The sequence below is a fragment of the Microbacterium sp. NPDC056044 genome, assembly GCF_042267145.1.
Classification (GTDB): Bacteria; Actinomycetota; Actinomycetes; order Actinomycetales; family Microbacteriaceae; genus Microbacterium.
Map to the genome: position 1 here is coordinate 405,336 of NZ_JBHJWZ010000002.1, position 12,583 is coordinate 417,918.

The 12,583-nt window shown below is 71.5% G+C and carries 12 protein-coding genes and 1 tRNA gene; 10 read left to right on the plus strand and 3 right to left on the minus strand.

Going from position 1 to position 12,583, the window contains the following annotated elements; genetic code table 11:
• Positions 1-54: 54 nt before the first annotated feature.
• Positions 55-1,428, minus strand: coding sequence for a MinD/ParA family protein (locus ACFC1I_RS06900; RefSeq protein WP_376007336.1), 1,374 nt, complete (start codon positions 1,426-1,428; stop codon positions 55-57).
• A 124-nt stretch (positions 1,429-1,552) separates the two neighbouring features.
• Here ACFC1I_RS06900 and nucS point away from each other — a divergent pair, with 124 nt between their 5' ends.
• From nucS to ACFC1I_RS06920, 4 genes are all read left to right on the plus strand, one after another.
• Positions 1,553-2,248 carry an endonuclease NucS gene (nucS, locus tag ACFC1I_RS06905; protein ID WP_045302045.1) on the plus strand — a complete coding sequence of 232 codons (696 nt, stop codon included), beginning with the start codon at positions 1,553-1,555 and terminating at the stop codon, positions 2,246-2,248.
• Between the two features lie 113 nt (positions 2,249-2,361).
• Positions 2,362-3,099: an HAD hydrolase-like protein gene (locus ACFC1I_RS06910; protein WP_376007338.1), complete on the plus strand. Its 738-nt coding sequence runs from the start codon at positions 2,362-2,364 to the stop codon at positions 3,097-3,099.
• Positions 3,092-4,345, plus strand: a complete 1,254-nt coding sequence (locus ACFC1I_RS06915) for a hypothetical protein (RefSeq protein ID WP_376007340.1) — start codon at positions 3,092-3,094, stop codon at positions 4,343-4,345. Before ACFC1I_RS06910 ends, ACFC1I_RS06915 begins: the two co-directional genes overlap by 8 nt.
• 53 nt (positions 4,346-4,398) lie before the next feature.
• Positions 4,399-6,477 carry a bifunctional lysylphosphatidylglycerol flippase/synthetase MprF gene (locus ACFC1I_RS06920; RefSeq protein ID WP_376007342.1) on the plus strand — a complete coding sequence of 693 codons (2,079 nt, stop codon included), beginning with the start codon at positions 4,399-4,401 and terminating at the stop codon, positions 6,475-6,477.
• A gap of 124 nt (positions 6,478-6,601) precedes the next feature.
• Here the strand turns inward: ACFC1I_RS06920 and ACFC1I_RS06925 are convergent, their stop codons facing one another.
• The gene (locus ACFC1I_RS06925) at positions 6,602-6,808 is read right to left on the minus strand and encodes a cold-shock protein (protein WP_045302013.1); all 207 of its coding nucleotides are present in this window, start codon (positions 6,806-6,808) and stop codon (positions 6,602-6,604) included.
• A 371-nt stretch (positions 6,809-7,179) separates the two neighbouring features.
• Between ACFC1I_RS06925 and ACFC1I_RS06930 the strand changes: the two genes are divergently transcribed.
• Positions 7,180-7,812: a GntR family transcriptional regulator gene (locus tag ACFC1I_RS06930; protein WP_376007345.1), complete on the plus strand. Its 633-nt coding sequence runs from the start codon at positions 7,180-7,182 to the stop codon at positions 7,810-7,812.
• A gap of 43 nt (positions 7,813-7,855) precedes the next feature.
• Positions 7,856-8,347 carry a GNAT family N-acetyltransferase gene (locus ACFC1I_RS06935; RefSeq protein ID WP_376007347.1) on the plus strand — a complete coding sequence of 164 codons (492 nt, stop codon included), beginning with the start codon at positions 7,856-7,858 and terminating at the stop codon, positions 8,345-8,347.
• Between the two features lie 64 nt (positions 8,348-8,411).
• On the opposite strand, the gene ACFC1I_RS06940 is transcribed toward ACFC1I_RS06935, so the two are convergent.
• A tRNA-Leu gene (locus ACFC1I_RS06940) sits at positions 8,412-8,495 on the minus strand.
• Between the two features lie 157 nt (positions 8,496-8,652).
• Between ACFC1I_RS06940 and ACFC1I_RS06945 the strand changes: the two genes are divergently transcribed.
• The 4 genes from ACFC1I_RS06945 to ACFC1I_RS06960 are packed head-to-tail and all read left to right on the plus strand — an operon-like array spanning position 8,653 to position 12,583.
• Positions 8,653-9,396, plus strand: a complete 744-nt coding sequence (locus tag ACFC1I_RS06945; RefSeq protein ID WP_376007349.1) for an FhaA domain-containing protein — start codon at positions 8,653-8,655, stop codon at positions 9,394-9,396.
• Positions 9,393-9,935, plus strand: a complete 543-nt coding sequence (locus ACFC1I_RS06950; protein ID WP_376007351.1) for an FHA domain-containing protein — start codon at positions 9,393-9,395, stop codon at positions 9,933-9,935. The genes ACFC1I_RS06945 and ACFC1I_RS06950 overlap by 4 nt, the downstream gene beginning before the upstream one ends.
• Positions 9,936-9,953: 18 nt before the next feature.
• Complete coding sequence (locus ACFC1I_RS06955) at positions 9,954-11,192, plus strand: PP2C family protein-serine/threonine phosphatase (protein WP_376007353.1); 1,239 nt, start codon at positions 9,954-9,956, stop codon at positions 11,190-11,192.
• Positions 11,189-12,583, plus strand: a complete 1,395-nt coding sequence (locus ACFC1I_RS06960) for an FtsW/RodA/SpoVE family cell cycle protein (protein WP_376007355.1) — start codon at positions 11,189-11,191, stop codon at positions 12,581-12,583. The genes ACFC1I_RS06955 and ACFC1I_RS06960 overlap by 4 nt, the downstream gene beginning before the upstream one ends.

Sequence of the window (12,583 nt, forward strand, 5' to 3'; positions counted from 1 at the left end):
CCGGCGCGCCGGGCTCGCCGGGCGTCGGACCGCCGGGGGCCGGACCGCCGCGGGTCAGAGGCGGTCGGCCACGGTAGCCGCGACGGTGAGCCAGGCGTCGCGCGTCTCGGGCGAGAGCGCATCGAAGTCGATGGCCCCGCCGTCGACGAGCGACGGATCGAACGGCGCGTTCACGACCGCCGAGGTCACCTGCTCGAAGTGCTGCGAGAGGCGCGACTCGAGACGGCGATCCACGCGCGAGGACGGCGCCGTCAACACGGTCACGGCCTCGTCGATCTTGCGGCCGAAGCCCTTCTCGCGCAGGCCGTCGAGCAGCCACGCGGCACTGGCCGCGGTGTCTTCGCGCACCGTCGACACGATCACGAGCTGGTCCGCGGCGGCGACCGCGGCGACCCAGTTCGAGGCGCGCATGTTGTTGCCGGTGTCGACGACCATCAGTCGGTAGTAGCGGCGCAGCAGCGCGTGGAGGCGGTCGAACGCGGCCGCATCGATCGTCGAGGAGGCCGCGGCATCCTCATCCGAAGCGAGCACGTCGAAGCGCGCGTCGACCTGCGTGCGCACGTAGTGGTCGAGCGCCGCGAGGCTGGACCCCCGGAAGTTCGAGGCCTCGTCGAGGTCCTCGAGGAGGTCGACCGCCGTGCGGTTGTGCGGCGCGTGCTGCGCCCGCCAGCCGAGCGTGCCGCGGGTCTCGTTGTTGTCCCACGCGAGGGTCGCGCCGCCGCGCAGCGTCCCGAACGTCGCGGCGAGCAGCAGCGTGCTCGTCGTCTTGTGCGCCCCGCCCTTCGGGTTGAGCACGACGATCGTGCGCGGCGCGTCCAGGCGACGCTGCACACGGCGCTCGCGGTCGAGCCGCGACCGCTCGACGCGGCCGGGCGCGGGCGAGATGAGGCCGCCGGTCGCGCGGCGCACCGCTCCCTGCCAGCCCGCCGTCGCCCGCAGGCGCCCGCCGTCGCTGCGCGAGTCGAGCAGATCCTGCAGGGTCGGGCGCGCCGGGTCCTGCGACACCGGCTCGGGGCCCGGCACCGCGGGGACGGGTGTCGGCGCCGTCACCGGCAAGGCCGGGGGCACCGCCGCGGCGGGCACGGCAGGAGCCGCGGCGGGCGCGGCCGGGGCCGGTGCGCCGGGCACGGCCGGTGCCGGGGCTGCCGCAGGCGCGAGGGCCGCAGCATCCATCTCCGCCTCCTCCAGGGCCTCGTCGAAGGTGCCGTCCGGGTGCACCACGAGCGGCCAGCGGGACGAGCCCTCGACGAGGGTCGCGTGGGCCGGTTCGCCGGCGGATGCTGCGAGCTGACGGATGCCTTCGACCACGCGGTCGCGCAGGGCCAGGCTGTCGGGCGCGACGATCTCCTCGACGTCGCCGCCGACGTGGAGCTCGGCGACGGTGCTGGACAGGATGTGGACGGTCGCGTCGGGCTGACGAGAGTTCATCGGTTCTTCTCCGGACGAAGGGGCGTGGGGAGCCGGGGTCTGGGGGCCCGGCAGAGCGCGGGTACCGAGGGCAAAGGCTATCCGACGAGCCTGGGCGCGCCGGCGCGGGAGCTAGGCTCTTCGGGTGCGTCTTGTCATCGCCCGCTGCTCCGTCGACTACACCGGGCGGCTCAACGCCCACCTGCCCCTCGCCACCCGGCTGCTGGTGCACAAGGGCGACGGCTCGCTGCTGGTGCACTCCGACGGCGGTTCGTACAAGCCGCTCAACTGGATGAGCCCGCCGTGCCGGCTCGACGTCGAGGTGCCCGACGAGGAGTCGGCGTCCGCCGGGGTGCTCGAGCACTGGCGCGTGACCCACGCGAAGACCGGCGACGCCCTGCTGGTGCGCATCTACGAGGTCATCCACGACTCGTCGCACGAGCTCGGCATCGACCCGGGACTGCAGAAGGACGGCGTCGAGGCCGACCTGCAGCGCCTGCTCGCCGAGCAGGTCGACGTCATCGGCGAGAACCTGACGCTCGTGCGCCGCGAGTTCCCGACGGCCATCGGCCCGGTCGACCTGCTCCTGCGCGACCCCGAGGGCGGCACGATCGCGGTCGAGGTCAAGCGCCGCGGCGACATCGACGGCGTCGAGCAGCTCACCCGCTACCTCGAGCTGCTGGGCCGCGACCCGCACCTCGCCCCCGTCACCGGCGTCTTCGCCGCCCAGGAGATCAAGCCCCAGGCGAAGGTGCTCGCCGCGGACCGCGGCATCCGCTGCGTCACCCTCGACTACGAGGGCATGAAGGGCATCGAGTCCGGCGCCCCGCGCCTCTTCTGACCCGCGAGAGTACAGCTGGTCGCCGAAAGGTAGGGAAGCAACCACCCTCTCGTCCACCAGGAGTACTCTCGCGGCGAGAGGGGCGGGGGGGTTGCGCGGCTTAGGCTGGACGCATGCCGAACCGATCGCCGTGGACCTGTGTGCTCTGGGACGTCGACGGGACGATCGTGGACGCGTCCGACGGCATCCTCCGGCGCCTCACGATCGCCCTCGAGCACTTCGGCAAGCGTCCTCCGACCCGCGCCGAGCTCGTCCACTGGATCGGGCCGCCGATGTACGAGTCGTTCCAGGTGAACGTCGGCATGACGCCCGAGCAGTCGGCCGAGGCCGTCGCCTTCTACCGCACGCTTGGCAAGGCCGACGGGTACACGACGGGCGCCAAGCTCTTCCCGGGAGTGGGTGAGCTGATCATGGATGTCGCGGCCTGCGGCATCCCGCAGGCCACGGCCAGTTCGAAGCCCGAGGTGCAGGTCGTCGCCCTCATGGACCACTTCGACCTGTCGACCTCGCTCACCGCGATCGTCGGCGCGACGCCGGACGAGAAGACGCTGAGCGCGAAGGCCGACATCGTCGCCGAGGCGCTGCGTCGCCTCGCCGCGGCCGGCGTCGACACGAGTCGCCCGGTGCTCGTCGGCGACCGCCACCATGACGTCGACGGCGGCGCCGCGCACGGCGTTCCGGTGATCTTCGTGCGCTGGGGCTTCAGCTGGCCGCACGAGTCCGAGGGTGCGCAGGCTGTGGTCGACGACGTCGATCAGCTGCGCGCGCTGCTGCTGTTCGGCGAGCAGCCCGAGCAGCCCGAGCAGTCCGAAGACACCGCGGCCGTGACCGCCGGCGTCGCCGATGCCTGAGCTCGCCGCCGCGATCCTGGGGTGGCTGGTGCCGGCCCTGGTCGTGTTCGGCGTGACGGCGATCGCCGTCGCGGTCATCGTGTGGGCCGTCCGCCGCGCGCGCCGCTCCCCCCGCGCCCGCGCGGCCGCGGCCGACGAGCGCGCGAAGGCGGGAGCCACGCTCGTGCGCCTCGACGACGAGGTCGGCGAGCTCGACCTCGAGGTCGGCCTGTCGGGCGCCCTCTACGGCGGCGATGCGCCGGCGTCGCTGCGGCGCGCCCGTCTGACCGCGCAGCACGTGCGCGACGACGCCTTCCAGGACTACCGCGCGATCAGCGACCCCGCCGTCGCCCCTCACGAGGTGCACCGCGTCGCCGCGCGCATCGAGCGCCGCACGGCCGAGGCTCTCGCCACGGTCGCCGCCGCGCGCCGCGAGCACGGCGCGTGGGTCACCGCGAACGTGTCGGCCGCCGGCCAGATCGACGCTGCCCGCCGCCGTCTCGCCGGGCTCACCGCGTCGATGGGCGACCCGGCCGCGCTCGTCGCCGAGCTGTCGTCGCGCTTCGCCGAGGAGGAGTGGAGGGATGCCTCGCGCGCGGCGCACGCCGCCCTCTCCGAGGTATCGGCCGCCGAGCGGCACCTCGACGCCGCGGCGAGCCGCACTGCCGACCCGTCGCTGAGCGCCCTGCCCGACCTCGCCGCCGCCGAGCGGGCGCTGCGCCAGGCCGAGGCCGACGCCCGCAATCTCGAAGAGACCCACCGCCTCGTGCTGCAGGCGGCCCAGGCCGTGCCCGACGAGATCGCGGCGGCGCGCACCGCGCTGCGCCAGGCCGCCGTCGCGCGCGAGCACCTCGATGCGGCCGATGCGGCCCGGCTGGGCGCCGAGCTGCACGCCATCGACGACGAGCTCAACCGCATCGAGACGGATGCTGCGCGCCACCCCACCCGCACGGTCGATGCCATCGCGCGCCTGCGCGGACGGCTCGACCTCGCCCTCGGCGACGCCCGCACCGCCCAGCAGCGGCTGCGCGGCGCACGCACCGCCCTGCCGGGCACGCTCGCCGCCGCGCGCGGCGCACTGGCGCAGGCCGAGGCATCCGTCTCCCGCGCCCGCGCCGGAGCCGACGCGCGATCGCGCCTGCTCTCGGCCCAGCGCGAACTCGCCCAGGCCCGCCAGACGCAGGACCCCGTGGCCGCGCTCGACGCCGCGCGCCGCGCGATGCGCGACGCCGAGGACGCCAAGGCCCTCGCCGACTACGCGAGCTGATGGGCCCGCCCGGATAAGGGACAGCGGGAAGACCCACCGCTATCGTGAACCCCATGAGCGACGGGGCGACTCAGAGACCGAACCGCGTGCTCGCCGGGGTGGGGCGGATCCCGGCGACGCTGACGATGATCGCGCTCGTCCTCGTGACGGGCGTCGTGTGGCAGGGGCTGTGGAGTCCGTTCGAAGACTCCGACGTCTTCGACGCGGTCGCCTACGGCCTGCCCGCCCTGGAGGCGGGGCGATGGTGGACGCCGATCACCGGCACCTTCTTCGTCAACGCGCCGTGGGTCTACCCGTTCACGATCGCCACCTTCGTCGGCATGGCCTACCTCGAGTTCCGCCGCGGCTGGCGCGTCGCCCTCGCGTACTACTGGATCGGCCAGCTGTTCGCGATCTTCGCGACCGCCCTGGTGCTGTGGGGCTGCTCGCTCTTCGCGTCGTGGGACTGGGCGCAGACGCAGGCCGCAGCGCTCGACGTCGGGCCGTCGGGCGGCACGTTCGCGTGCATCGCCGCGGCGATCGGCCTGCTGCGCAGCCCCTGGCGCGTCCGCGCGTGGCTCGTGCTGCTCGGCTACGTGTTCGTCGCGATGCTCTTCTGGGGCACGCTCGCCGACCTTGAGCACCTGCTCGCGGTGCTGCTGGTGCTGTTCGCCGACCGGTCGCTGCGCGTCCAGCGCACCACCATGCGCGAGCAGCGGCTCATCGCCTTCATCGCGGTGCTGGTGCTCGGGGCGGTCGAGGTCATCACGATCCTTGTGCCGACCGACGGGCCCCTCGGCTCCACGGAACCCGCCTCGGGCGGCTTCTGGGACTTCGCGATCGATGTCGTGATCATCCTGATCATCGCGAACGGGCTGCGTCGCGGACGCCGCTGGGCGTGGGTGCTCGCCATCATCCTGGCCGTCTTCAACGTTCTCACCGCACTCCTCGTCACGGCGGCCATCGTCATCGCGTCCGAGGCGCAGGTCGAGGCCACCATCGACGGCGAGACCGAACTCGCTCTCGCCAGCGGCGCGATGTGGCTGCTCATGCTCGTCTACCTGATCCGGGTGCGCCGCGCCTTCCGCGCCCGGCGCCGCTCGCGGATCGGCCTGCAGCCGGCGCCCGGCATCGAAGACGTGAAGCGGATGCTGCACGCCCACGGCGGCGGAACCCTCTCGTGGATGACGACCTGGGAGGGGAACACCTACGCCCGCACGACCGACAGCATCGTCGCGTACCAGCGGCGTGCGGGGGTGGCGCTGGCCCTCGCGGACCCGATCGGTCCGGAGTCGTCCCGTGCGGCAGCCGTCCAGGAGTTCATCCACGACGCGGAGCGGGCGGGACTGATCCCCTGCTTCTTCAGCGCCGACGAGGCCACGCGGGCCGCGGTGCCGGCGTCGTGGCGCAGCCTGGTCGTGGCCGACGACACGATCGTGGACCTGCCGGGCCTCGAGTTCACCGGCAAGCGGTGGAACTCGGTGCGGTCGTCGCTCAACCGGGCGGGTCGCGAAGAGATGACGTTCCGCATGACCCATCTCAAGGAGGAGTCGTGGGGCGTGCAGCAGCAGCTGCGCGCCATCTCGGAGATGTGGGTGGGCGACAAGGGCCTGCCCGAGATGGGGTTCACGCTCGGCACGCTCGTCGAAGCAGAGGACCCGGAGGTGCGTCTCGCCCTGGCGCTCGCGCCGAACGGCGACGTCGACGGGTTCCTGTCGTGGCTGCCCGTCTACGGTGCCGACGGCACCGTCCGGGGGTGGACGCTCGACCTCATGCGCCGGCGCGAAGGCGGCTTCGGGCCCGTGATGGAGTTCCTGATCGGTTCGTCGGCACGGCTCTTCTCCGATGAGGGTGCCGAGATCATGTCGCTCTCAGGCGCGCCGCTCGCCCACGACTACCCGCCGGACGCCGGCATGCTCGCCGCCCTCAGCGACAGGCTCGCTGAGGCGCTCGAGCCGGTATACGGGTTCCGGTCGCTGCACCGCTTCAAGGAGAAGTTCCATCCGCGGTACGAGACCATGTATCTGCTCTTCCGCGACGAGAGCGACCTCACGCGGATCGGCGGAGCGCTCACGCGGGCGTTCCTGCCCGACGCGACGCTGCGTCAGTTCGCCGGCGCGGGACTCGAACTCGTGCGCGGCGAGCGGGACTGAGCCCGCGCGGCGCGCACCCGCCCCGGCCACCGGGGAGGCCGTCACGCGCGACGAAGTCGCGGCACCCGCCCGTGGGAATCGGGATACCGCGACTTCGACCGCGGTGAAGCGATCGGTCCGCCGCTCAGAGCGGGCGGATGTTCTCGGCCTGGAGGCCCTTGGGTCCCTGCGCGATCTCGAACTCGACGCGCTGGTTCTCCTCGAGGGAGCGGTAACCGCTCGACTCGATCGCGCTGTAGTGCGCGAAGACGTCTGCGCCACCCTCATCGGGAGCGATGAAGCCGAAGCCCTTTTCCGAGTTGAACCACTTGACGGTGCCCTGCGTGCTCATTACTTGCCGTTCTTCGTTGATCTCACCGCGATTGCGGCGATTGCATCCAACGTAGTGAAACAGCGGGCATGCGGCGAGACCCAGTTGTGAAGGTGACACAAATGTTGCACAGCAACCGGTGGACCACAGGGGCCATCGTCCGCCCGGGCTGAGCTTGGCTCGAAAGCCCGGGCGTCGACGGATCCCCCCGGATAGGCCACGTCGTAACGTGGACAGGCATCATCGTACCGATATATCACCGCAAGAGCGAGTGCAGATCCTCAGCGTTTGCGCTTGTTCTCGAAGGACTTCACCGGCGCTCGCGAACGTCCCGCTCACCGGTATCCGAGGGTCTATGCAGATGAATCCTCCGGCGTACACTGGTGCCACTTATGACCGCCCCCTTCGTGCCTCTCGAGCCGAGCCGCGCCGTGCTCGGGGACGAGGTGTACGCGCACCTGGGCGAGGCGATCCTCGACGGGCGGCTGGCCCCGGGCGAGCGTCTGCGCGACCAGGAACTGGCGGAGTGGCTCGGCGTCTCCCGCACCCCGGTGCGCGAGGCGCTGCAGCGGCTGGAGCGCGCCGGCCTGGTCGAGGTGTCGCCTCACCGCTACACGCGGGTGTCGCACCCCAACCAGCAGAACGACACGATAGAGCTCGTCGCCTACAACATGGGCCTCGCGGTGCGCATGGCATCGGCACGGGCCGACGCGGACTCCCTCGAGCTGGCACTGGAGCGTCTCGACGACGTGATCGCAGCCTCGCGCGACAACGAGCCCGCAGCCCTCGCCGTGGTGAGCCACGCCTTCTTCTCGGTCGTCACGCGCGCGAGCGGCAACTTCGCCCTCCAGCAGTTCGTGCGCGAGTACGAGTTCGCGATCCGGCGCGACATGGTCGGCTGGCAGCCGTTCATCGAGTGCCCCATCGGGCGCACCGCCGCCTACGAAGAGTTCCGCGACGCCTTCCGTGCCCGCGACGCCGACCGCGCCGAGACCCTGCTGCGCAGCATCCACGGCCTGAACTGACCCCGCCCTTCTCGGTGGGGGATGCCGCGGCTACCGTGAGACCGTGAACCACATCGAGCTGCGCCCCGTCGACGAAGACGACCTCGACGCCATCTTCGAGATGATGCGCGACCGCGAGGCGATCGCCATGGCCGCGTTCACGGCGGAGGACCCGGACGACCGGGCCGCATTCGATGCCTGGGTCGCGCGCGAGCTCGCCTCGCCCGGCGTTCTGTCGTTCGTCGTCACCGAGAACGGCGGATTCGCCGGGACCGCAGCATCCTTCACCGTCGACGGCGACCGCGAGGTCACCTACTGGATCGCGCGGCACGCGTGGGGGCGGGGCGTCGCCACCCAGGCGCTGCGGCTGCTGGTCTCGCGCGAGCCCATCCGCCCGCTGTTCGCCCGCGCCGCCGCCCACAACGCCGCCTCGATCGCCGTGCTCACCAAGGTCGGCTTCACCGAGGTGTCGCGCAACGTCGATTACGCGCCCGGCGTCGGCCGCGAGATCGAAGAGATCGTGTTCACGCTTCCGCCGGCGCTCGACGGCATCTGAGCCTCCCGCGCGGGAGAAATACAAAAAGAAGAGGACTCCCTCTCGGGAGTCCTCTTCTGCGCTGTGCGCGAGGGGGGAGTTGAACCCCCACGCCCTTTCGGGCACTGGCACCTGAAGCCAGCGCGTCTGCCTATTCCGCCACTCGCGCGAGCCACGGGATCCGGAGATCCCGCGAAACTCAACTTCCCGAGGATATCATGCGTCGCGGCCCCTTCCGAACTCACCTGCTCGGGGGCGCGATCCATGACGGGTACAGCCTGTGCAATTAGCATGTAGCAACCGGCACCCCCCTCTAGAGGAGCTCCGTGGGACTACTTGACAGCTTCGAGAAAGGTCTGGAGCGCGCAGTCAACAGCGCGTTCGCCAAGACCTTCCGCAGCGGCATCCAGCCTGTCGAGATCGCCTCAGCCCTGCGCAGCGAACTCGACAAGAAGGCGGCCGTCGTGAGCCGCGACCGCATCCTGGCACCGAACACGTTCACGGTGCGCCTGTCGCCGGCCGACGACGACCGCGTCTCGGCGCTCGGCGACGCGCTGCTGCACGAGCTCGACACGCTCGTGCACGCGCACGCCAAGGCGCAGGGCTACTCGTTCGCGGGCCCCGTGACGATCGCGATCCGCCGCGACGACGAGGTCTCGACCGGCACGCTCCGTGTCGAGTCGTCGACCGCCCAGGGCGGCCGCGTGTCGTGGCGCGGCGTCGTCGACGTCGAAGGCCGCCGCATCCCGCTGACGAAGTCGCGCACGGTCATCGGCCGCGGCAGCGACGCCGACATCACTGTCGCCGACTCCGGCACCAGCCGCAAGCACGTCGAGATCCTGTGGGACGGCGAGCGGGCCATGGTGCGCGACCTCGGCTCGACCAACGGCACCATGCTCGACGGCCGCAAGGTGTCCGAGGCGGCGCTCCCCCCCGACTCGACCGTGCGGATCGGCCGCACCGACATCGTGTTCCGCGTCGTCGCGCAGGCGAGCGCGCCGCGGGCCGCAGCATCCGTCGACGATGCCACCCGGGCGTTCGACGCGCACGAGAGGGGCCCGCTGGCATGAGCGAGCTCACCCTGCTGCTGCTGCGCATCGGATTCCTGGTGCTGCTGTGGGCGTTCGTCTTCGCCGTGGTCTATTCGCTGCGCGCCGACCTCTTCGGCGTGAAGGTGAGGCGGATGCCGGATGCTGCGGCCGCCGCAGCTGCCGGGTCCGCGGCATCCGCTCCCTCCGCCGCGTCGTCCGTCACCGCACCGGTCGCGCCGGTCGCCCAGGCACCCGCGGCGAAGCCGACCGGACCCGCGACCACCGCCACCGCGTCGCGCATCGTCATCACGAGCGGACCGAAGACCGGGCTCGAGCTGCCGCTCGGGAACGAGCCGCTCACGATCGGCCGCTCGAGCGAGTCGGGCCTCGTGATCCGCGACGACTACACGTCGAGCCACCATGCGCGCCTCGTGCTGTGGGGCGACCAGTGGATGATCCAGGATCTCGACTCGACGAACGGCACCTGGCACGACGGTGCCCGCGTGACCGCACCGGTCCCCGTGAACCTCGGCGCCCCGATCAAGGTCGGCGCGACGACGTTCGAGCTGCGGAAGTAGCGGGCGGACCCCTCGCATATGGTCTTCCAGGGCTCGAGCGCCGCGATCTCGCACACCGGCAAGGTGCGCTCCAACAACCAGGACTCGGGGTACGCCGGCTCGAACCTGTTCGTCGTCGCCGACGGCATGGGCGGTCACGCGGGCGGCGACGTCGCGTCGAGCCTCGCGATCTCGCGCCTGGAGGGGCTCGACCGGCCGTTCGACTCGACCGCGGAGGCGGAGCGGGCGCTCCGCGACGCCATCTCGGACGCCGCCGTCGACCTGATCGACACCGTCGGCGCGCGGCCGGAGCTCGCCGGCATGGGCACCACGGTCAGCGCGCTGATCATGGTCGACGACTACGCCGTCATCGCCCACATCGGCGACTCGCGCATCTACCTGTACCGCGACGGCGCCCTCACCCAGATCACCACCGACCACACGTTCGTGCAGCGCCTCGTCGACTCGGGCCGCATCACGCCCGAGGAGGCGCGCTACCACCCGCGTCGCTCGGTGCTCATGCGCGTGCTCGGCGACATGGACACCGATCCCGAGCTCGACACGTTCATCATGCCGACGCAGCCCGGCGACCGGTGGCTGCTGTGCTCGGACGGCCTGTCGGGCGTGGTCGACGACCCCCACACCTCCAAGGCGATGGGGCAGGGACTCGCTCCCGGCCGCACCGCCGACACCCTGCTGAAACAGGCGCTCGACGGCGGCGCGCCCGACAACGTCACGATCGTCATCGTCGACGTCGGCGGGCAGCATCCGCTCTTCTCAGGCACGCCCACGATCGTGGGCTCCGCGTCGAACCCGGTCGGCGTCGAGGTGCCCGCTGCCGCGCCGCGCCGCTCGAGCTGGCTGCACCCGAACCGCCAGGCGGCGAACGAGCCCACGCACTTCGAGCCGGCGCCCGAGTTCCTCGAGGAGCTCATCGAGGAGGACCGCCGTCGCGCCCGGCGGCGCCGCATCGGCTGGATCGCGGGCGTGGCGCTGGTGCTCGTGCTCCTCGTCGGGGCCGCGTGGATCGGCTACCAGTGGACCCAGACGCGCTACTACGTCGGCGCCGACGAGGACACCGTCGTCATCTACCAGGGCGTGCAGCAGAGCATCGGGCCGATCTCGCTGTCGACCCCCTTCGAAGACACCGAGATCCCGCTCGATTCGCTCTCGCAGTTCGCCCGTGCGACGGTGGAGCAGACCATCTCGGCGAACTCGCTGTCGCACGCGCGGCAGATCGTGTCGGGAATCAGCCAGCTGGCGGGAGGCGGCGGATGAGCGCATCCACGAGTACGCCCACCGATGCGGTCTCGACCGACACCGCGGTGGTGCGGGCGCTGCGCCGCATCCGCGTGCCGCAGACGCAGCGCAACCGCGAGCTGGTGCTGCTGATCTTCGCGTTCGCGATCAACGGCTCGGCGATCGCGCTCGTGCAGCTGGGCGCCCAGGGCGTCATCGACTGGACGTTCCTGGTCTACTGCGGCGGGCTCACCGCCCTCGTGATCGCGCTGCACATCCTGCTGCGCCTGCGCGCCCGCTCGGCCGACCCCTTCGTGGTGCCGATCGCGACGCTGTTGACAGGACTCGGCCTCGCGATGATCTACCGGCTCGACCTGTACCGCGACCGCCACGGGTGGGATGCGTTCTCGACCCGGCAGCTCGCGTGGGCGGCGATCGCCCTGGTCGCCGGGATCCTCGTGGTGATGTTCCTCAAGAACTACCGCGTGCTGTTCCGGTACACGTACATCTTCGGCCTCGTCGGCATCGTGCTGCTCATCCTGCCGGTGATCCCGGGCCTCAGCGGCGGCGGCAACGCCGACGTGTGGGTCGACCTCGGCATCTTCACGTTCCAGCCCGGTGAGCTCGCGAAGATCGCCCTCGCCATCTTTTTCGCCGGGTACCTCGTCCGTACGCGCGAGAGCCTGACCTCGACGGGCACCCGCTTCCTCGGCATGACCTGGCCGCGCGCCCGCGAACTCGGGCCGCTGCTGGTGATCTGGCTGGTGTCGCTCGGCATCATCGTGCTGCAGCGCGACCTCGGCACCGGCGTGCTCATCTTCGGCATGTTCGTGGCGATGCTCTACGTCGCCACCGGCAAGACCAGCTGGGTGCTCATCGGTGTCGTGCTCGCGGTGTCGGGCGCGTTCCTCGCGTCGCGGATCCTGCCGTACGTCGGCGACCGCTTCTCGAACTGGCTCGACGCGTTCAACCCCGACCGCATGGACGGCCCCAGCTTCCAGCTGGTCAACGGCATCTTCGGCATGGCGCAGGGCGGGCTCATCGGCACCGGTCTCGGGCAGGGCCGGCCGTATCTCACGCCGGTCGCCGAGAGCGACTACATCCTCCCGGCCCTCGGTGAAGAGCTCGGCCTGATCGGCGTCTTCGCGATCCTGTGCCTCTACATGGTGTTCACGAGCCGGGGAATCCGCATCGGCCTCGCCGGGCAGGACGACTTCGGCAAGCTCCTCGCGACGGGCCTGTCGTTCACGATCGCCCTGCAGGTGTTCATCATGGTGGGCGGCGTCACGCGCCTCATCCCGCTCACCGGCCTCACCACGCCGTTCCTCGCGGCGGGCGGTTCGTCGCTCGTCGCGAACTGGATCATCGTCGCCCTGCTGCTGCGCATCTCGGACGCCGTCCGCAGCCGGCCGAGGGTGGTGATCGGCTGA